Source organism: Luteibacter sahnii, assembly GCF_034063545.1.
GTDB classification, from domain to species: Bacteria; Pseudomonadota; Gammaproteobacteria; order Xanthomonadales; family Rhodanobacteraceae; genus Luteibacter; species Luteibacter sahnii.
This window is the reverse complement of the sequence record NZ_JAQLOK010000010.1, coordinates 60,274-80,312: the sequence shown is the minus strand read 5'-3', so window position 1 is coordinate 80,312 and position 20,039 is coordinate 60,274. Positions and strand designations below refer to the sequence as shown.

14 protein-coding genes are annotated in these 20,039 nt (G+C 66.4%); 9 read left to right on the top strand and 5 right to left on the bottom strand.

The window, feature by feature from the left end; all coding sequences use genetic code 11:
* Window position 1 precedes the first annotated feature (1 nt).
* Both PI246_RS17430 and PI246_RS17425 read left to right on the top strand, forming a co-directional pair.
* Entirely contained in the window at window positions 2-3,148 is a 3,147-nt protein-coding gene (locus PI246_RS17430; RefSeq protein WP_407069833.1) for an error-prone DNA polymerase, read from the top strand.
* A gap of 189 nt (window positions 3,149-3,337) precedes the next feature.
* Window positions 3,338-3,592: a hypothetical protein gene (locus PI246_RS17425; protein ID WP_320552593.1), complete on the top strand. Its 255-nt coding sequence runs from the start codon at window positions 3,338-3,340 to the stop codon at window positions 3,590-3,592.
* 185 nt (window positions 3,593-3,777) lie between these two features.
* Here PI246_RS17425 and PI246_RS17420 read toward each other — a convergent pair whose 3' ends face one another.
* The 3 genes from PI246_RS17420 to PI246_RS17410 all read right to left on the bottom strand — a co-directional run bounded on the left by PI246_RS17420 (window position 3,778) and on the right by PI246_RS17410 (window position 7,362).
* Window positions 3,778-5,187, bottom strand: a complete 1,410-nt coding sequence (locus tag PI246_RS17420; protein WP_320552592.1) for a chloride channel protein — start codon at window positions 5,185-5,187, stop codon at window positions 3,778-3,780.
* 99 nt (window positions 5,188-5,286) lie between these two features.
* The gene (locus PI246_RS17415; protein ID WP_320552591.1) at window positions 5,287-6,243 is read right to left on the bottom strand and encodes an LD-carboxypeptidase; all 957 of its coding nucleotides are present in this window, start codon (window positions 6,241-6,243) and stop codon (window positions 5,287-5,289) included.
* 138 nt (window positions 6,244-6,381) lie between these two features.
* Complete coding sequence (locus tag PI246_RS17410; protein WP_320552590.1) at window positions 6,382-7,362, bottom strand: helix-turn-helix domain-containing protein; 981 nt, start codon at window positions 7,360-7,362, stop codon at window positions 6,382-6,384.
* Window positions 7,363-7,860: 498 nt separating this feature from the next.
* Between PI246_RS17410 and PI246_RS17405 the strand changes: the two genes are divergently transcribed.
* A complete protein-coding gene (locus PI246_RS17405) occupies window positions 7,861-9,606 on the top strand; it encodes a M28 family metallopeptidase (protein WP_320552589.1) in 1,746 nt (581 codons plus the stop codon).
* A gap of 38 nt (window positions 9,607-9,644) precedes the next feature.
* Here PI246_RS17405 and PI246_RS17400 read toward each other — a convergent pair whose 3' ends face one another.
* Window positions 9,645-11,033: a porin gene (locus PI246_RS17400; RefSeq protein WP_320552588.1), complete on the bottom strand. Its 1,389-nt coding sequence runs from the start codon at window positions 11,031-11,033 to the stop codon at window positions 9,645-9,647.
* A 293-nt stretch (window positions 11,034-11,326) separates the two neighbouring features.
* On the opposite strand from PI246_RS17400, the gene PI246_RS17395 reads away from it, so the two are divergent.
* From PI246_RS17395 to PI246_RS17370, 6 genes are all read left to right on the top strand, one after another.
* On the top strand, window positions 11,327-13,597 hold the full coding sequence (locus PI246_RS17395) for a TonB-dependent receptor (RefSeq protein WP_320552587.1): 2,271 nt from the start codon (window positions 11,327-11,329) through the stop codon (window positions 13,595-13,597).
* 368 nt (window positions 13,598-13,965) lie between these two features.
* The gene (locus PI246_RS17390; protein WP_320552586.1) at window positions 13,966-14,148 is read left to right on the top strand and encodes a hypothetical protein; all 183 of its coding nucleotides are present in this window, start codon (window positions 13,966-13,968) and stop codon (window positions 14,146-14,148) included.
* A gap of 33 nt (window positions 14,149-14,181) precedes the next feature.
* Window positions 14,182-14,517 carry a hypothetical protein gene (locus PI246_RS17385; protein WP_320552585.1) on the top strand — a complete coding sequence of 112 codons (336 nt, stop codon included), beginning with the start codon at window positions 14,182-14,184 and terminating at the stop codon, window positions 14,515-14,517.
* 4 nt (window positions 14,518-14,521) lie between these two features.
* On the top strand, window positions 14,522-14,896 hold the full coding sequence (locus tag PI246_RS17380; protein ID WP_320552584.1) for a GntR family transcriptional regulator: 375 nt from the start codon (window positions 14,522-14,524) through the stop codon (window positions 14,894-14,896).
* On the top strand, window positions 14,893-15,750 hold the full coding sequence (locus PI246_RS17375; protein ID WP_320552583.1) for an ABC transporter ATP-binding protein: 858 nt from the start codon (window positions 14,893-14,895) through the stop codon (window positions 15,748-15,750). Before PI246_RS17380 ends, PI246_RS17375 begins: the two co-directional genes overlap by 4 nt.
* Window positions 15,747-16,712, top strand: coding sequence for a hypothetical protein (locus PI246_RS17370; RefSeq protein WP_320552582.1), 966 nt, complete (start codon window positions 15,747-15,749; stop codon window positions 16,710-16,712). The genes PI246_RS17375 and PI246_RS17370 overlap by 4 nt, the downstream gene beginning before the upstream one ends.
* 773 nt (window positions 16,713-17,485) lie before the next feature.
* On the opposite strand, the gene PI246_RS17365 is transcribed toward PI246_RS17370, so the two are convergent.
* Complete coding sequence (locus PI246_RS17365) at window positions 17,486-20,038, bottom strand: FimV/HubP family polar landmark protein (RefSeq protein WP_320552581.1); 2,553 nt, start codon at window positions 20,036-20,038, stop codon at window positions 17,486-17,488.
* Between the last annotated feature and the right edge of the window lies 1 nt (window position 20,039).

Sequence of the window (20,039 nt, the reverse complement as noted above, 5' to 3'; positions counted from 1 at the left end):
GATGCGCATGGCATGGACCCTGCCGCAACAGGCGGCCAACGACGACGACCCGACGCCACCGCCCTACGCCGAGTTGCATGCGCTCAGCGATTTCAGCTTCCAGCGTGGCGCATCCAGCGCGCGCGAACTCTTCACCCGCGCGCGGGAGCTCGGTTACACGGCGCTGGCGATCACCGACGAATGCTCCCTGTCCGGTATCGTGCGTGCCCTCGAAGCCGCTCGCGACGCCGCCCTCCCCCTGATCGTCGGCAGCGAGTTCCGGCTCGACGACGGCACGGTGCTCGTGCTGCTGGTCGAAAACCAGCCAGGCTATGCCGAACTCTGCCGCCTCATCACGCTAGGTCGCCGTCGCGCGGCCAAGGGCACCTACACCCTCACCCGCGCCGATATGGCCTCGTTGGGCGACGGTCTTTGCGTGCTCTGGGCACCCGGTCCACTGGCGGCGGCCGCGGCGTCGGTGCACGAGGAGCGCGCGGCCTGGGTCGGCGCGCACTTCGCCGGACGCGCCTGGCTGGCCGTCGAACTGCATCGCGGACAGGATGACGAACGCGACCTGGCCCGGCTGCGTGACCTCGGCCAAAGACACGTCCTGCCCTGCGTCGCCACCGGCGACGTGCACATGCACGTGCGTGCGAGGCGTCGCCTCCAGGATGTCATGACCGCCATCCGCCTCAACACGACCATCGGCGAGGCGGGCCGGGCCTTGTTTCCCAACGGCGAGCGCCACCTGCGTACACGGCAGGCGCTCGCCCACGTCTACCCGCACGACCTCATCGAGCAGACGCTGGTGGTCGCGGCCCGCTGCACCGGCTTCGACATCAGCCGGAACAACTACGTCTATCCGCGCGAACTCGTCCCCGACGGGCTGACGCAGAGCGAACACCTGCGTCACCTGACGTACGAAGGCGCCGAGCGTCGCTGGCCCGAACCGGCCCAGCGCGAAAAACATGTCGCCCGTATCGAGAAAGAACTCGCGCTGATCGCGGCGAAAGCCTATGAAGCGTTCTTCCTGACCGTCGAAGACATCGTGCGCTTCGCTCGCGGCAAGGGCATCCTCTGCCAGGGGCGCGGGTCGGCGGCCAATTCCATCGTCTGTTTCTGTCTGGGCATCACCGAGGCGAATCCCGAACAGATTTCCACCCTGTTCGAGCGATTCATCTCGTCCGAACGCAACGAACCACCGGACATCGACGTCGACTTCGAACACGAACGCCGTGAAGAAGTGCTGCAATACGTGTTCGACAAATACGGCCGCGATCGCGCCGCCCTCGCCGCCACGGTCATCAGCTACCGCCCGAAAAGCGCGGCGCGCGACGTGGGTCGCGCGCTGGGCCTGTCCGAAGACCAGCTCGACCAGCTCAGCCGCGCCTACTCGCACGCGCACGGCGAGGTTCCTATCCGTCAGCGGCTGGAAGAGCGCGGCTTCGATACCGAAAGCGACACCCTGCGCCTGCTCATGCGTCTCGTGTACGAACTGCAGGGCATGCCCCGTCACCTGTCCCAGCATGTCGGCGGCTTCGTCATTTCCGACACGCCGTTGCACCATCTCGTACCCGTCGAGAACGCCTCGATGGATGGCCGCACGGTGATTCAGTGGGACAAGGACGACCTGGAAACCATGAAGCTCCTCAAGGTCGATTGCCTCGCCCTGGGCATGCTCACCTGCATGCGCAAGGCGTTCGACCTGTTACGCGAACACGCAGGCCTCGACTACCGCTGCATCGCCGACATCGACCACGACGACAAACCGACCTACGCGATGATCCAGAGGGCCGACACCGTCGGCGTCTTCCAGATCGAATCGCGTGCGCAGATGTCGATGCTTCCGCGCCTGAAACCGGCGACGTACTACGACCTGGTGGTGCAGGTCGCCATCGTGCGCCCCGGTCCCATCCAGGGCGGCATGGTGCATCCGTACCTCGAAAGGCGTCGGATGGATCCCAAGGACATCGTCTACGAAAAGGAGGTCGAATCGGTGCTGGGACGCACGCTCGGCGTACCGATCTTCCAGGAACAGGTCATGGCGCTTCTCCAGAAGGTGGCCGATTTCAGCGCGGACCGGGCCGATGAATTGCGTCGGTCCATGGCCGCCTGGAAGCGTCGCGGCGGGCTGGACCATTTCGAGCCGGATATCCGCTCAGCCATGACCGGCCACGGCTATTCGCCCGAATTCATCCAGCAGATCCTCGACCAGATCAAAGGTTTCGGCAGCTACGGTTTTCCCGAGTCCCACGCCGCGGGTTTCGCGCTCATCGCCTATGCCTCCTCGTGGCTGAAATGCCACCACCCCGAGGTATTCACCTGTGCCTTGCTCAATAGCCAGCCCATGGGTTTCTACGCGCCGGCGCAACTGGTCGCCGATCTGCGCCAGCACGGCGGCGAGGTGCGCCCTCCCGACGTCACCGCCAGCCATTGGGACTGCACGCTCGAACCCACCGCCGACGGTCGTCACGCCCTGCGCCTGGGTCTTCGGCTGATACAGGGACTCTCCGAAACCCTGGCCATCCGCATCGTCCAGGCACGCGAACACGACGCCTTCCGCGACCTCGCCGATCTGGCCGCGCGCACCGGCATGAACCGCTTCGAGCGCGAACGCCTCGCCGATGCGGGCGCGCTGCGCGCGCTGAGTGGCCATCGGCACCGCGCGCGATGGGAAAGCTCCGGCATCGAGCGCACCCTGCCCCTGTTCGGCACGGTAGGCGAGCGACGCACCAGCCTGCGTTCCCCCAGCGTGGCCGACGACGTCATGGCGGATTACGCGACCCATGGCCTTTCGCTCACCGCGCATCCGCTCTCGCTCATTCGCAAGAATTTGCTGTCGCGCCGCGTGCGGCCCGCCTCGGCATTGCACGCCATGCGTGACGGCACATGGGTGCGCCATGCCGGCCTGGTCACGGTGCGTCAACGCCCCCAGACCGCCAGTGGCATCACCTTCGTTTCGCTGGAAGACGAAACCGGTCACGTCAACGTCGTCGTGCGTCCCAAGGTGGCCCAGGCCTGCCGCCACGCCTTGCTCGATGCCGTGCTGCTCGCGGTGGACGGACGCTGGCAGTCGATCGACGGCGTGCATCATCTGGTGGCCGCGAAACTTTTCGACTTCAGCGACCTGCTTCCCTCGTTGAGCTCCGTGTCGCGCGATTTCCACTGACGCGGTTCCGGCAAGACTAATTTTCTCCTGAACGAATTTCACGCGACGAAAGCTTTGTCAGTATTCCGTTCATGTGAAAAGCGATAGCGTTTGCACCAACACGCAGCTCCGGATCATCCGGTAACGCGATGCCTCGCGCCGAGCATCGCCACGACCCCCAGGCGCTTTCGATCCAAGGAGATCTCCGCCATGCGTAAGACGAAACTGCTCCTCACGATGCTGGTTGGCTGCACCGTCCTCAGCGGCGCCGCGTTCGCGCAGGACGCCTCGCAGAAGGCCGATCCCACGCCCGCGTCCACCGCCGGCTCGATGACCCACACCAGCGAAGCCAAGAAGGGCACCGAAAACGGTTCGATGACCTCCACCCACAAGAAGCATCACAAGGCCAAGAAGACCGGCGCCGCCAGCACCGAGCCGGCGAAGTCGTCCAGCGCGGGCATGTAATCGCCCCCGCTGAAACAAAAAACCGGCGCTTCGGCGCCGGTTTTTTTTTGTTCTTCCCGGAAGTCCGGGGTCAGGAATAAAACATCTCTTCCCAGATTATCGGGGGGTTATCCCCCGCTATCGAACCGACTGACGATCCGGCGGATGGTTCGACCAGGTGAGTCGTGGGAATGTTGCGGCGGCGCTTAAAGCGGCCGGTCCGCGACGAAATCCGTCGGCACGTGCACGCCGCGACGCGCGATCTTCTCGGTCATGATGGTGTGCCGCATCATCAGGCCCGACACCAGATAGGCCGTGGTACATGCTGCCAGCAAGGGCAGCAACGCGTGTGGCTGCAACGTTGTTTCGAAGACGAACACCGCCGATGTCATGAGGGCGCGCGACGCCCCGGCAAACAAGGCGGCCATGCCGATCAGCGCCGCCATCCGTGGATCCACGTGAAGCCACGCCGCCTGCGCCAGCCACATCCCCGCGACGCCACCGATCGCGCCGCCGATGGTAAACAGCGGTGCCAACGTGCCTCCCGACGTGCCGCTACCCAACGCAATCGACCACGACGCCAGCTTGCTCACGGCCAGCCAGGCCATGGCGGCCAGGCTGAGCTGGCCGGAGATCACGGCGGTGATGTTGTCGTAACCCACACCCAGGGTCCTGGGCGCCACGTAACCGACCGCACCGACCGCCAGTCCGCCCAGCGCGGGCCACCACATCCAGTGGATCGGCAGTTTTTCGAATGCGTCCTCGATGCCGTAGGTCAAACGGGTTACGACCACGCCGGCCACGCCCATGAGCAAACCCAGCGCGGCGTAGACGACCAGGGCCGTGGGCGCGACCGGCGACAACGTGGGCATCGGGAATACCGGCCCGGCGCCTTCGAGCACGAACCGCATGCCGGTGCCCGCTGCCGCGGCGAGTGCCACCGGCAACAGGGAACGGGCGCGGCGTTCGAAGAGGAGGAGCTCGATGCTCAGCAGCACCGCCGACACCGGCGCGCTGAAGACGGCGGCCATACCGGCCGCCGCACCGGCCGCGAGAAGCGTCTTTCGTTCATCGGCGCTCACGGGCATGTACTGACCGAGCAGGGAGCCGACCGCACCGCCCGTGGCGATGATCGGGCCCTCGGCGCCGAACGGCCCACCGGTGCCGATCGCGATGGCCGAGGACAAGGGCTTGAGCCATGTCATGCGCGCGGGAATACGGCTCTCGTTCGTCAACACCTGCTCCATGGCCTCCGGAATGCCGTGCCCTCGAATGGCCCGCGCGCCCCAGCGCGCCATGGCACCGACCACGATGCCACCCGCCGCGGGCACCAGGATCACCCACGCCCCCAGGTGGTGCCCGGCCGGGCTGGTGAACGCCGTATCCAGCCGTCCGTAGAAGACCAGGTTGGTGACGAGTCCGATCAGCACGGTCAGCGCCCTGGCGATGCATCCGACGCCCAGGCCCAGCACGATGGCGATCGCGCACAGGCGCACGACGCGGCGATCCACCACCGGCAGACGCGTCGGCATGTGGGCATCGGCAAGCGACGGGTCCAAGGACGGGGCGAGCGGAATCGCCGCACGGTGGTGCGGTGAATGAAGGGGATCGGTCATGGAGGCTTCGCGGGGAGTAGCGGCGCGACAAAGGCTACAGAGAACGGCGCCGCGTAGCTGGCTGGAAAATGAACGACCGAAAAAACGCCTGGCGAACGCTCACAGGGGGAGCGGCGCCGCGGCTTTCACGGGCGCATACGGCCGACTGAGCGCAGACAACGTCGCCGTGCCGCCGACGACCTCAAGCACGCCCGGCGAACCGAAGGGCAATGTCCACTTGTCGGGCCCGTGGCCGAACACCAGGCCACGCAGCATGGGCACGCCGCACACCCGGCGGAATCGTTCCAGCGCGTGGTCGATGTCGTAGCCGTTGTCGTATTCGCTGACCCGCTGCCCGCCCATGCCACCGACCAATATGGCGCGCTGGCCGTCGAGCACGCCGCTGAGCTTCAACTCGTACAGCATGCGCTCGATCTTGTACGCCTGCTCGCCGGTCTCTTCGATGTAGAGCAGGCCGTCGTGGATGCGTGGGAGGTAGGGCGTGCCGAGGAGACTGCACAATGACGACAGGTTGCCGCCCCAGAGCGTGCCTTCGACGAGGAGGTCGGGCTGGGGTTCCAGGCAGGCCCAGCTCATGTCAATGCGCGGGTCGTCCAGGGTCTGCCAGAACTGCCGCCAGGTGCGTTCGCGCAGGTAGGTTCCGCCGAAATCCTGCACGAGCATCGGGCCGTGCAACGATGCGATGCCCGCCTTCGCGTAGAGCGCGCACTGGATGGCGGTGAAGTCGCCATGGCCGACGAACCGGCATGCCGCGTCATGGAAGCGCGCCGCCAGGCCGGCATAGTCGATATCGCCCAGCAATACGTTCGCTCCGAATCCCCCGCAGATCGCCATGGCCACGTCGGGCAACGGCTGGGCGGGATCGGCCAGCCGGTTGATGTCGTCCAGTCGCTCGGCGTCGGTGCCCGCGAAACGCAGGTGCACGCGCTCGACGACGTCCAGTCCATGCAGGGTGTGGCCGGCCGCCTGAAGTCGCTCGATGCCGCGCAGACAGGCTGCGCGATCGCTGACGTATCCGGAGGGGGCGATGAGCCTGATGTCGAGACGTTTGGGCATGATGGCTGCGGGTGGGCGAAGGCCTACCAATACCGCCATGACCGCGTAAAGGCAACCTGAGGTTGACCCGCGCCTAGGACGCGCCCGGCGGACGCACCCTTTCCGCGAGATCGCGGCGCGCGACGCGCGCCGGCTCCGTTACCAGCCTTCGTAATCACCCGCGGCGGTGAGGTCTTCCGCCGCGACACTACGGGTGAGGGTTTCGCGCGGTTGCTCACCGAAGACGCTGCGGTATTTCTCGGCGAAACGGGACAGATCCCACATACCGCAACTCAGGGCGACCGACTTGACCGAGCGGCGCCCCGCCTCGGCGGTGATGAGGCTGCGATGCGCGGTGCACAGTCGAAGCATGGCCAGATAGCGGTTGGGCGGGATGCCAAGCAGGTCGTCGAAGGCATACCGCAGGCCGCGTTCGCTGGCACCCGCCGCCTGGCAGAGTTCCTGCGAATAGATGTCGCGGCGAAGGTTGGCGCGCATGAAGCGCTCGGCCCGTCGCATCACCTGGTAATGCGCGCGGCGACCACGCGAAGCCACAGGACGCTCTTCCGACGACGACGCCAGCGCGACGCGGATGTGTTCGTCGAGCAGGTCTTCGACCGGACCGAACGCAACGTCGTCGGCTTCCTTGACGCGGTCGCGAATCTGCCGATAAGCGCGCTTGAGGTGTTCGGAGTGGACCGAAAACAGTCGGAGGCGCTGGGCGGCCATGTCGACGTCGGCATGATCGGACGCCATGAAGCGCGTGCGGAACCGCGCGTAGGGCGCGATGACCAGGGTCAACCGGGTGCCACGCTCGAACATGAAGTCGGTCGGCGTCCCCCTGAGCAGGGTGACCGCCATGTCCGACTCCACGCTCACGCCCTGGCACCAGCTGCGCTCGCCGGCTTCGTGCAGGTAAACGAGCATGCAGGCGTCGTCCGGCACGGTGAGCGAACCGCGCACGTCGAAGTCGATGTGCGCGCTCAGGTAGGTGACACCATCGTGCGTCTTCGTCGCGATCGCGGCCCGCGGGCGCGCCGGACTCAGGGTGAGCAGGTCGATCTCGCAGACGCCCAACGTAGCGCCCAGCGTGACGAGGTCGTAGTCCTCAAGTCCCGAGTTGTCGGTGGGCAGGTTCATGGACGCCCCCCCGTGGCGGATGCGCCGCCGTGCGTGACCGTGTGTGCTTCCTGGTCGTCACGTCGGGCCGTACCCTGATGATCGCCTGTCCAGAACCGAACGCCCCAACTTTCCATACATAACCCCCGCAACGTCCCCGAGCCGTCCTGCCGGCGTCAACTGACTGTTCCTGTAAGCGCCCGATCCGCAAGATTCTGATGCGTCGCGCCAGTGCGTATAACTAACGGTCCCAGCGAGGAAAAGCCAGCGTTTTTTGAATATGCCGAATTCGCATATAGCGTGAATGACCACGGGTGCCTGTTTGGCAAAGACGCTGCTTGGCTATCCATTTTCGACGGATAATCCATGACCCGACATCGATACGGCGATTCATAACGCGCATTAGATCGAGATAATGCACGTGACGAAACACGGGGCCGCCCCCAAGTTCAGCGGATGGCTGCCCAGGCGCTTCCAGCTACACTTCCAGGTCGATCCACACCAAGGGAACGCCCGCCGATGCGACGTCTCGCGCTCGCCAGCCTCGCCGCCCTCACCCTGGCCGCCTGCCAATCCCACGACGACGGCAAGGCCCAGACGGCCACCTCGCCCGCGCCCGCCCGGGCCATCACCTCGCCACCCCCGCCGCTTCCGGCCGTGGCCAACGAGCCGCATACCTTCACGCCAGAGATCACCGCCGCCGACTTCGCCGCCCATCTTAGGGTGCTCTCGTCGGACGAATACGACGGTCGCAAGCCGGGCACGCTCGGAGAGCGCCTTACTACGAATTACCTCATCGAACAGTTCAAGCAGATGGGGCTGGAGCCCGGGAACAAGGGCGAGTGGGTACAGAGCGTGCCTGCCGTTTCCACCGAACTCACCGGTCAGGGTGACTTGAAGCTCGATGTCGCCGAAGGCGGCGGCCAGGAGGCCTTCGCGTTTGGCAAGGACATGGTCGTCGGCACGTTACGGGCGGAGTCCGAGGTAACGCTGAAAGACTCGGACATGGTTTTCGCCGGCTACGGCGTCGACGCGCCCGAGGCCCAATGGAACGATTTCGATGGCTTGGACGTGAAAGGCAAGACCCTGGTCGTGCTGGTCAACGACCCAGGCTGGAACGGCAACGACGCCAGCCTGTTCAAGGGCCGCGAGATGACCTACTACGGCCGCTGGACCTACAAGTTCGAGGAAGCCGCGCGCCAGGGCGCCGCGGCCGTCTTCATCGTGCACCAGACCCAGCCGGCCGGTTACGGCTGGAACGTGGTCGAGAGCAGTTGGACCATGCCCCGGCTCGCGCTTCCCCAGAGCGAAGATCCCTCGCCACGGGTACCGGTGGCCGGCTGGCTGACGCATGAAGCGGCGGAACGGTTGTTTGCGAAAGCGGGCAAATCGTTCGACGACCTGGAGAAACAGGCAGGCGTACGGGGATTCAAGGCCGTGCCGCTCGACGCCAAGGCCAGCATCACGTTGCACAGCACGATCAGCCACTCGCTCAGCAACAACGTCATCGCGATGGTCAAGGGCAGCGAGCAACCCGACGAGGCGGTGGTCTACACCGCCCACTGGGACCATCTGGGCCACGATCCCTCGCTCAAGGGCCACGCCATCTACAACGGCGCTATCGATAACGGCACCGGCGTCGCCGCCTTGCTGGAGATCGCCGGCAAGTTCGCCCAGGAAAAGCCTAAACGTTCGGTGGTGTTTGCCGCGGTGACGATGGAGGAAGCCGGCCTGCTCGGCTCGCAGTATTACGTGGCCCATCCGCCCTTCCCGCTCGCCAGGACGGTCGCCGACATCAACATGGATGCCCTGCCGATCACGGCGCCCACCCGCGACATGAGCGTCACCGGCACCGGCCAGAACGACCTGGAGGACACGCTCGCCACCGTGCTCAAGGAGGACGGGCGCGTGGTGAGCGGCGACGACTCACCCGAGAAGGGCCACTATTTCCGCTCCGATCACTTCAACTTCGCCAAGGCCGGCGTACCGGCGCTCGCAGCGGGCGGCGGCGTGGACATGGTCGACGGCGGCAAGGCCGCCGGCGAGGCGGCCGCACAGGACTACGTGAAAAACCGCTATCACCAAGTCACCGATGTCTATGACCTGCGGTGGGATTTCACCGGCGTGATGCAGAACGTCGTGGCGTTCTACAAGCTCGGCGAAACGTTGGCCGACAGCGACACCTGGCCGGCGTGGAAGCCGGGCAGCGAGTTCAAGGCCGCCCGTGACGCTTCGCTCGCCGCCGACGCGAAGCACAAAAAGTGACGGACCGCCGCGCCGTGGATGCACGGCGCGGCACCTACTCAGTAGTTCACCTGCAACTGCACGCGCAGCAACCGGCCGTCGATGCGACGATACGGGGCCGCGCCGACGTCCGTTCGGCGCATGTTGGCGAACGCCACGGCCAGCTCCACGGCGTTCGACGGCTGCCATTCGACGCCAGCCTCGAATTCGTCGACACGCATGGCCGGTGCATTGGTGTCGAACTTCGACCCGCCCCGATACGTCTGCCACTTCGCGTAGGGAATGACGATGCCCTGCTCGCCCTCGAAGCGGTACATCAGCTGGGCGTAGCCGCCACGGAGCGAGCGCGTGCGAACGAGGCGGCGGCCCACGTCGAGCTGCGGCCCCTTGCCCACCGTCCACTCCGCCTGGAAACCGAACGGTTGCGGGTAATAGACCACGTGCGCCGCCACGCGCCGGTCCGTCGAACCCGCCTCGGAGGCGTCCACGCCTGGCGTGAAGGTGCGGCCGCCGAGGGTGACCGACGCCGTGGACACCTTGAAACGCCCCGTGTAAGCGTCCGCCCCGACTTCCAGGTATTGCCCGTTCGCGAGCTTGAACGGATACGAAAAGTGCACGACCGAATGCAACTGGTCGTTGCGATCGGGTCGGTTGGCGCCCTGCCCGTTGTAGACGCCGATGCCGACCATGCCGTAATCGCCCGAGCCCTTGAGCCCGGACTTCTGCAGGTAGGCGAAGCGCTCCTTGACGTCCTTGGGCGACCAGTAAAGGAAGACACCCAGGTCGCGCTCGTCGCGCACGGCCGAATTCAGGGCATCGGCGCGGTCCAGCGCGATGCGGTTCTGGCTCGATTGGAGGTCTTCCCAACCGAACGGAATCTTCGACTGGCCCGCCCGGATGCGCCAGGTCTTTCCGGCGTCCAGCCACACGTCGGCGTAAGCGTCACGCAACTGGGCGAAGTTGCCCGTGGTCGAGCCTGACGGCGTGCTGGCGAGATCGGGCTGGATATAGATCGACATCCGGTCGGTGACGTCGCCGCTGATGACCACCCGGGCGCGGCGGATGCCGAACCCCTGGTCCCGCCCGATATACCGGTCGCCCGGCGATTTGAGGTCTTTCGCATCGCCACCGAGTTCGTGGTTGTAGCGCATCTGCACGTAGCCGCGGATACCGATGCGGTCGTACCAGTGCCTGACCGATGGCGTCGAGACCGTCGTGGTGGCCGCGACGGCGCGCTCAGAGGTGACCGGCGCCGGCGCCACGGCGGGCGCCGGCGCATCGCTGGCCTGTACGAACCGGCCAAGCCGCTGACGCCCAGGCCCCGGCTCGGCGTAGATCTGGCGCGTGGCCGTGTCCACGTAAAGCTCGATGGCGGCCTGGGGGGCACCTTCGGCGGCGGCCGCTCCGCACATCGTCCAGAAGGCGGCGGCCAGGGGAACGTGTTTCATGGAACCGTGCTCCGAAAGAATTGAGAAAATACTCAAACGTCGGCGATAAGTCGGCTTAAATGCAGCAACGTGTCGCCATATGTTTTCGACGCCGGCACGGTATCCACGATCGGTTGCAGTTCCATGACAGGGTCCGTGACGGCGCCAGGCCAGCCGAAACGCGACGGCAGCCCTTTCGTCATCCGCTCGTCACAAGGGATAATGCGCCCCGTGCGCGCGTCGCCTGGGGACGGTTCTCCGTGAACGGCGACGCAGCTCTCTCCCATCCCAGCTGTTCAGGCGGAATCCAAAACATGCCCTTCGCAAGCTCGCGCGGCACGCCGCGACGTCTCGTCATTGCCCTGTCCATCGCCACGGCCCTGCTCGGCGGCACGGCCATCGCCCAGGACGCAACGTCCGATACGCCGTCGTCGGCGCCCGGCAAGACCGCCACGCTTCAGACGGTGACCGTCACGGCCGAAAAGCGCACCGAAGACCTTCAGAAGGTGCCGATCTCCATGACCGTCGTCACGAGCGAAAAGCTCGAGGCCTTCGGCCAGGCAGGCGACGGCGTGCTCCAGCTCGCCTCGCGCGCGCCGAGCGTCTACGCGGAGACCTCCTACGGGCGTGAGTTCCCGCGCTTCTACATCCGCGGCCTGGGCAACAGCGACTTCGATCTCAACGCGTCGCAGCCGGTGTCGATGGTCTACGACGACATCGTGCAGGAGAACCCGATTCTCAAAGGCTTCCCCCTGTTCGACCTCGAACAGGTCGAAGTGCTGCGCGGTCCGCAGGGCACGCTGTTCGGCCGTAATTCGCCGGCCGGCGTGATCAAGTTCGAATCGCGCAAGCCCACACAGGACACCGAAGGCTACGCCCGCGTCTCCTACGGATCCTACGGCACCGCCAACGCCGAAGCCGCCCTGGGCGGCAAGCTCGGCGGCAACTGGGCGGGCCGCGTGTCCGCCCTCGCCCAGCACCGCGACGGCTGGATCGATAACGAATTCACCGGCAAGAACGATGCCCTCGGCGGCTATAACGATCGCGCCGTGCGCCTGCAGGCGCTGTACAAGGCGTCCGACGACTTCGACGCGCTCATCAACGTGCACGGTCGCTGGCTCGACGGCAGCGCCATGGTAAACCGTGCCAACGCCATTACCCTGGGCAGCGACCAGTTCGTGCCGGGCTTCCAGCGCGACAAAGTCGCCCAGGATGGCCGCAACGACCAACACCTGTTCACCTGGGGCAGCAACCTGCACCTTAACTGGCATTTCGGCGACCTCCACTTCGCCTCGATCACCGGCCTGGAACGCGCCACTACCTACAGCCTCGGCGACGTCGACGGCGGCTATGACGCGTCGCTGACGCCGGCCACCCCGGGCCTGGGCAATCGCTACGTCACGCCGTTCTACTCCGAGACGGCCGACGCCCTGCCGAAGGATCGCCAGATCACGCAGGAATTCCGCCTGTCCAATGACAATGCCGATCGCCTGAAATGGCAGGTGGGCACGTATTACTTCGACGAAGACATCGCCATCGCGAACTTCTCGTACGACACGCTCAACAACCACGCCCTCAACGGCTGGGTCGACCAGAGCCAGCGTACGAAGGCCTGGGCGCTCTTCGGTTCGGCCGACTACAACTTCACCGATACCTTCGACGTGCGCGCCGGTGCCCGCTGGTCGCACGACAAGCGTGACTTCAAGGCGCAGCGCTTCCTCGGCTTCACCGGTCCGGCGGGCCCGCTCACCTCCGACCCGACCGACTCGCGCTGGAGCGGCGACCTGACCGCCACCTGGCAGTTCTCCGATCGCGCCAACGTCTACGCCCGCGTGGCCAATGGCTTCCGCGCGCCAAGCGTGCAGGGTCGTATCAACTTCGCCAATGCGATCTCCACGGCGAAGCCGGAAACGATCACCTCGTACGAACTGGGCCTGAAGTCGACGTCGGACAACAACAAGCTGCGCTTCAACGCCGACGTCTACAAGTACACCATGCACAACCAGCAGCTGACGGCGGTGGGCGGTGCCACCAACGTCACGCAGCTGATCAACGCGAAGAAGACCGAGGGCTACGGTGCCGAGTTCGATCTCGAAGCCTATGTCACGCCGAACTTCTACATGACCGCCGGCGGCAGCTACAACCACACCGAACTGAAGGACCGCAACCTCGCCGTGGCCCCCTGCGGTGGCGGCTGCACCGTGCTCGATCCGCTCAACGACGTCGGCAACGCGCTGATCGACGGCAACACGCTGCCCAACGCGCCGAAATGGATCGGCACCTGGACCGCGCGTTACGGCATCCCGTACGGCGAAAGCGGCGAGTTCTTCGTCTACACCGACTGGAACTACCGTAGCGAGGTCAACTTCTTCCTGTACGACTCGGCCGAGTTCCGCAGCAAGCCGTTCCTCGAAGGTGGCCTGCGAGTGGGCTACAACTGGGACTTCGGCAAGCGCGAAGTGGCGCTCTACGGTCGCAATATCACCAACAAGCAGGTCATCACCGGCGGCATCGACTTCAACAACCGCACCGCGTTCGTGAACGACCCGCGCATCATCGGCGTGGAGTTCCGCGCGGAGCTGTAAGCACGCGTCACGCCAGACCGCGATACCCCAAACCGGCCCCGCAAGGGGCCGGTTTTTTTCGGGCCCGCGCGTCGGGCTTCCTGACGCTCGCTCGCTCGCTCGCGCGGCAGCGGTCGCCGGATCGCCGACGCGATCGGCCCACCCCTCGAATAGCCGGGCTACCCGGCCGTCGGCACGGCGGCATGTAAACCTTTGGCGAGGGCGGCGCATCCCATGCTTGCCCGGCGCGCTACCCCACTCCGACACCCCAGCACCCGGGATAGGCCATGAGTCACGAGGGAATCCACACGATTCCCCTTGACGACCAAAAATCTGGTGTTATAGTTCACTACAACACCGGTCACCCAGTTCACTACAGGAGAAGCACCATGAAACACCTCAACTACGTCGCCGCCGTCGCCTCCCTCGCCATGACCGTGGTCACCCTCTCGGTGTTCAGCAGCACGAGCACCGCCAGCGCGCCGCTCACGGTCATCAACGGCACGCATGTCACCGACCTGGCGCCGATCGTCGTCTACGCCCACGCCGACGATAGCGTCGCCGCCCTCTGACCCCCACCCCGCACGTCATCGGAGTCGACACCCATGAAAGCGCCGAACCTCATCGCACTGACCGCATCCCTACTGATCGCCGGCACGAGCGTGTTCGCCCTGCGCTCCTTCGATGACCGTGCCGCCGCCCTGTCGGCCGCACCGCACGTCGTCAACGGCATCCGGGTCGTCGACCTGGCCACCGTGACGGTGAGGCCGACCGACGCGGACGTGCGCCAGGCCCTGCCGGCGGGCGAAGCCGTGATCGACTCGGCCGCCGCCGCCCTCAAGCGCAGCGCCGAAGACCGCGCCGCCGCGCTCATCGGCGCACAGCTGAGCATGCCCTACTATTCGTTCGGTACCGCATTGCGCCCATCGGCGAAGGATTGAATACATGTCCATCACCTGGAACGACAGCGTCCCGATCTACCGCCAGCTGCGCGAGCGCGTGGTGGCGATGATCCTGGACGGCGCCTTGAATGAAGGCGATCCGCTGCCGTCGGTCCGCCAGGTCGCGGGGGATTTCCAGATCAACCCGCTGACCGTGTCCAAGGCGTACCAGGAGCTGGTCGACGAACAACTGGTTGAGAAACGGAGGGGTCTTGGCATGTTCGTAATCGACGGAGCGCGCGAAGCGTTGCTCAAGAGTGAAAGGGAGCGCTTCCTGCGCGAGGAATGGCCGGCACTCTACGCCCGCCTCCAGCGCATGGGCCTCGATCTGAAAACCCTGATGCGTGAGGCCGATGGCCCCACAAAGGATCTGTCATGACCTCGGTCGTCACCGCCAAGGGCCTCAGCAAGCGCTACCGGTCGCAGCCCGCGCTCGACGGCGCCTCGTTCACGATCGGGCCCGGGCGCATCGTCGGTCTCATCGGTCCGAACGGCGCAGGCAAGACCACGGCGCTCAAGGCCATTCTCGGCCTCACCACGTTCGACGGCCACCTGGAGGTGCTCGGCCTCGACCCACGCAAGGATCGCAACACCCTGATGGAGCAGGTCTGCTTCATCGCCGACGTGGCGGTGCTGCCGCGCTGGTTGAAAGTGGCCGACGCGGTCGATTTCGTGGCCAACACCCACCCCCGCTTCGACCGTGCGAAGTGCGAGGCCTTCCTGGCACGCACCAAGCTGCAGCCGAAGCAGAAGGTGCGCCAGCTCTCCAAGGGCATGATCGTGCAGTTGCACCTGGCCCTGGTCATGTCCATCGACGCGAAGCTGCTGGTGCTCGACGAACCCACGCTCGGCCTGGACATCCTCTATCGCAAGCAGTTCTACCAGAGCCTGCTGGAAGACTACTTCGACGAGGAAAAAACCATCCTGGTCACGACCCACCAGGTCGAGGAGATCGAGCACATCCTCACCGACCTGATGTTCATCCGCGATGGCCGCATCGTGCTCGACGCCGACATGGATACCATCGGCGAACGCTTCAGCGAAGTACTGGTGGGTCCGGAGCTGGCCAACGCGGCACGCCAGCTCAACCCCCTGGACGAGCGCCAGGTGTTCGGCAAGAGCATTTTCCTTTTCGACAACGTCAGCCGATCCGAGCTGGAACGCCTGGGTGAGGTTCGACGCCCATCGATCGGCGACCTCTTCGTCGCCACCATGAAGGGCACCTACGCATGAAAACCTTCTTCTGGCTGGTCAAGCGCGAGTTCTGGGAGCACAAGGGCGGCTTCGTCACCGCGCCCCTCGTGGCCGGTGCCATCGGCTTCCTGCTCAACGCCATGCTTATCGCGTTCGGCGAGGGCCACTACGCCGGGGCCAATTTCCACACCAACTTCTCGGCGGCGTACGACAGCGCCGACCTCGCCAAGGCGGGTGTGGTCGTCGACGGCCTGCTCTACGGCGTGACGCTGATGATCCTGATCGTCACCGCCATCGTCGTGTTCTTCTACTGCCTGGGCTCGCTCTACGACGATCGCCGCGACCGCAGCGTGCTGTTCTGGAAATCGCTGCCGCTGTCGGACACCACGACGGTGCTGTCGAAGCTGGCCAGCGCGGTGATCTTCGCCCCGGCGATCGCGGTGGTCGTCGGTGTGGTCGTGGGCCTGGCGCTGACGATCATGTTCGTCGGCGTCGCGAGCTTGCATGGCCTGTCGGCATGGCCGCTGCTGATGCAAGCGCACCCGTTCAAGGTCACGCTGAACCTGATTCTGCTGATCCCGCTCTACGCGCTCTGGGCGCTTCCCACCGCCGGCTGGCTGATGCTCTGCTCCGCCTTCGCGCGCAGCAAGCCGTTCCTGTGGGCCATCGCCCTCCCCGTCGGCACCGGTGTGCTCGTGAGCTGGTGGGGGCTGATGATCGGCGACAGTGGGTTCAGCCGCTGGTTCTGGCCGAACGTGGTGGGCCGCATGCTCGGTGGCCTGATACCCGCGGGCTGGGTCAACAGCACCTCGCGGGTGGTCCACTCCAGCGACATCGACCTGGCGCTCCACCACGGCGATCCGGCCGCGGCGATGGACCAGATCGGCCTGGCCTTCCACTACAGCGCGGTGACCAACCCCTCGCTCTACGTCGGCGTGCTGGCCGGGGCCGCGATGATCGCCGGCGCCATCTGGTTCCGGCGGTGGCGGGACGACAGCTGACCGCGCGGCCATCGCACAAACGAAAAACGGCCCCGCGGGGGCCGTTTTTCTTGGTTCTCCACGGAAGTCCGGGGACCCTCCCAGCGATCGACCTTATGGCCCGGTGGGTGGTTTGATTCGGCGAGTCGTGGGGTTGTGGCGACCTTGTAGCGTCCGAACGCGTTGCACTTGGACGGTGTCGCAGGGAGACCTTGGTGTCCACCCTCGCTGCTCGGGCAGTCCTCCGCGTTCGACAGGGATGGCCGCTGACGCGGCCCATGGTCTTGATTGGCCTGCGGCCGCTCCCTTGTGCGGAACTCGCCTCGAGGGTGGACACCAAGGTCTCTTGCGGACGGTGAGGTCGGGTGCTGGGAAAGCGCGGGTCGTTCTATGGCTGATTTGCGTGAGCGCTGCGTGAGCTGTGAAACGGCAGCCCGACGACGGGTATCCGACGTCGCGACGGGCTGACCGGCGCTGCCGGGCGGGGCGACGTGAAGCTCACGGGCTCGCTGCGGTGGCCGCTGGGCCGTACGGGCTCTCACAACACGCCACCTCAGTCATAGGGGGAGTCTTCGGTATCCGCCCTCGAGGCGAGTTCCGCACAAGAAAGCGGCCGAAGGCCACTTAGGGGCACGGGCCGCGCCAGCGGCCCTTCCCTGTCGAACGCGGAGGACTGTCCGAGCAGCGAGGGTGGGCATCGAAGGCTCTGGCCTTACCGTCCGAGCGGACGGCAAGGCCTGCCGCATCCCCGCACTTCCGCGAAGAGCCTTTTTCTTTAGGTTGGTGGGCGCCGATCAGGCCATGTCGCCCAGGATGCGCCGGGCGGTATCTTTCTGGACCTGGGTGCCTTCGGCCATCACCTCGTCGAGCATGAGGCGGGCCCCTTCGGCGTCGCCCATGTCGAGATAGGCGCGGGCCAGGTCGAGCTTGGTGTCCACCGGATCGTCACTGAAGGCCTCCGGTGATGCGTCGAGCGTCAGCGGCTCCTCCTCCGGGAAGTGAGGCTCGTCAAAGCGCGGGGGTTCGTCGAAACGAGGCGCGTCGAGGTGGTGGTCCGTGGCGATCGGCTGCACCGGCGCGTCCGGCACCTCATCGAACGACCAGGTCTGGCGATCTTCCGGCAGCCGGGTCTCTTCGGCGAGCACGTCCTCGAAACTGCGTTCGTGGGTGTCGTGCGTGCCGTGATCGGCAGGCAGGTGGGGCGGCTCGGCGTAGGGTGACGCGGGCGCGTCCACGTCGAACACGTCGGGCGCGTTGGGACGCACCTCATCCTCGGCGCGATGCATCGGGGTGAGGTCGAAGTTGAAGTGATATTCGCTGTGCTTCTGCGGCGTGTGGGCGGGCTGGGTATCGTCGTCCGGACTGGTCACGTAATGGCCCAGGTCGAACTCCTCGAGCGCGGCGGCTTCGTGGGCGGCGAGCGGCGTCGACGCCACGTAGGTATCGGACGCCAACGCGTCGTCATCGACCGCATGCGAGGGCGCGCCGCCGAACAGCGGGTGCGTCGGGTCGAGCTCCTGCCCCATGGCCACCACGTCGCGCCATTCGGGCTGCTCCGGATCGGAGACGTGCGCATACATCGCTTCGGCGGCGGCTTCGAAATGATCGACGTCGCCACGGCCGTAATACAGGCTCACCAGTTCAAGGTGGAGGCCGATGTCGTCCGGATGCTCGGCCAAGGCATCGAGGATCTCGCGCTGATCGGGATCGATGCCATCGAGGTTGTCCAGGCGGAGCTCGTCGCCGAAGCGATCGGCCAGCGAAGGCGTCGCGGCGACCGGCGCCACCGGCGTGGCTTTCTTACGCCGGGCGACCAGCGCCAGCAGAAGCAACAGCACCACCACGCCGCCCGCCCCCCAGGCCCAGGGTTCCATGAACCAGGGAGTTTCCTCGGTGGGAGACGGCGCGACCGGCGGCGCGGCCACCGGTGCCGCCGGCTTCGCCGCCTGGGCAGGCGTCGCGGCCGGTTCGTGCAGAGGGGTCGTCACGACCGTGGCGCCTGGCTTGACGGACGCGGACGTGGCCGGTTGCGGTGCACTGGCCACCGCGGGCGGCGGGATGGCCGCCGACACGGGCCCCGCCGGAGCCGGGGCTGCGGGAGCGGATGGCGTGGTGGACGCGGGCGCCGCCGGTGCCTTGCCCGCCTCGGCCAGCTTGCGCTGAAGCTCGGCGATCTCGGCATCCTTAAGGCTGATGAGGCGGTCGTTCTTCGATTTGATGGCTTCGAGGTCGGCCACGCGGGACTTCAGTTCGTCGCTCTGCTGGCGGAGCGAGGCGACCGATTCCTGCGATGTGGCCAATTCCTGCTTCAGGCCTGCGATCTGGGTGTCGCCGCTGCCGTTCTTCGAGCCGGCACGCGTCGAGGCCGCGTCACCGCCCTCCTTCGCTGGCACGAGTGCAAGGCGATCGCCGCCGGCGGCGGCGCGCGCCTTCCCCTGCGCGGCGCCCGTCGACGCCGCGTCGGCCACCGCGGTCGGCGTGCGGGCCGCACCGGCACGCCAGGCCTCGTTCTGCCGGCGCACTTCGGTAAGGGCGGCCGCGGCCGACTGGGCTTTCACGTCGTCGGCGGACGGAATGCGCAGCACCGCGCCGGTCTTCAACGCATTGATGTTGTCGCGGTAGAACGCGTCGGGGTTGGCCTTCTGCAAAGCCACGAGCATCTGGTTGATGTCGGCACCGTCCGCGTGGTCGCGGGCGATCGCCGATAAGGTTTCGCCCCGTTTCACCGGACCGATCTGGTCGGTGGAGGCCCCGCGCGGGCGCGGCGAGGGCGCCGGCGTCGCATTCGCGCGAGGCGCGGGCGACGCCGTACGCACCGGCGGCGGCACCGGTGTGGCGGGCATCGGACTTTCCGCGCGGGATGGCTGGGTATCGGGCGACACACGTGCCGGCACCTCGGAGGTGCGCGAGGGCCGCGGGCCGGGGGCCACGCTCGCACCGGGCGTGGATGGCGTGCTACCCGGCGGATCGAGCAGCATGGTGACCTCGCGGACCACCGTGTTGCCGCCGCTGCTCACTTCCACGAGAAAATCGAGGTAGGTGTCCCGAATCGGCTCGCTGCTGGTGACGCGCACCATCGGCTGGCCGCCCGCGCCCTTGACCACGGTGAAATTCAGCGCCACCGGCAAGCCGTCACGATTGAGTCCGGCTCGGGAGAAGGCTTCGGGCGACGCGAGCGTGACGTGCACGTCGCCGGCGCGTCCGGTGAGGCCCGTGACGGGGATGTCCGCCACCAGCGGCTGGTCGATGGTCGACCGCACCTGCGCGGGACCGAGGTTCTGCGCCATGGCGTGACTGCCGCCCGCGGCGAGCGCCAGCATGATGGACAGCTTGAGTGTGCGGTTCATT

Bases quoted from the DNA above. Each gene is read 5' to 3' on its own strand.
- PI246_RS17430 (WP_407069833.1), top strand. From the start codon at position 2: ATGCGCATGGCATGGACCCTGCCGCAACAGGCGGCCAACGACGACGAC.
- PI246_RS17425 (WP_320552593.1), top strand. From the start codon at position 3,338: ATGCGTAAGACGAAACTGCTCCTCACGATGCTGGTTGGCTGCACCGTC.
- PI246_RS17420 (WP_320552592.1), bottom strand. From the start codon at position 5,187: ATGACCGATCCCCTTCATTCACCGCACCACCGTGCGGCGATTCCGCTC.
- PI246_RS17415 (WP_320552591.1), bottom strand. From the start codon at position 6,243: ATGCCCAAACGTCTCGACATCAGGCTCATCGCCCCCTCCGGATACGTC.
- PI246_RS17410 (WP_320552590.1), bottom strand. From the start codon at position 7,362: ATGAACCTGCCCACCGACAACTCGGGACTTGAGGACTACGACCTCGTC.
- PI246_RS17405 (WP_320552589.1), top strand. From the start codon at position 7,861: ATGCGACGTCTCGCGCTCGCCAGCCTCGCCGCCCTCACCCTGGCCGCC.
- PI246_RS17400 (WP_320552588.1), bottom strand. From the start codon at position 11,033: ATGAAACACGTTCCCCTGGCCGCCGCCTTCTGGACGATGTGCGGAGCG.
- PI246_RS17395 (WP_320552587.1), top strand. From the start codon at position 11,327: ATGCCCTTCGCAAGCTCGCGCGGCACGCCGCGACGTCTCGTCATTGCC.
- PI246_RS17390 (WP_320552586.1), top strand. From the start codon at position 13,966: ATGAAACACCTCAACTACGTCGCCGCCGTCGCCTCCCTCGCCATGACC.
- PI246_RS17385 (WP_320552585.1), top strand. From the start codon at position 14,182: ATGAAAGCGCCGAACCTCATCGCACTGACCGCATCCCTACTGATCGCC.
- PI246_RS17380 (WP_320552584.1), top strand. From the start codon at position 14,522: ATGTCCATCACCTGGAACGACAGCGTCCCGATCTACCGCCAGCTGCGC.
- PI246_RS17375 (WP_320552583.1), top strand. From the start codon at position 14,893: ATGACCTCGGTCGTCACCGCCAAGGGCCTCAGCAAGCGCTACCGGTCG.
- PI246_RS17370 (WP_320552582.1), top strand. From the start codon at position 15,747: ATGAAAACCTTCTTCTGGCTGGTCAAGCGCGAGTTCTGGGAGCACAAG.
- PI246_RS17365 (WP_320552581.1), bottom strand. From the start codon at position 20,038: ATGAACCGCACACTCAAGCTGTCCATCATGCTGGCGCTCGCCGCGGGC.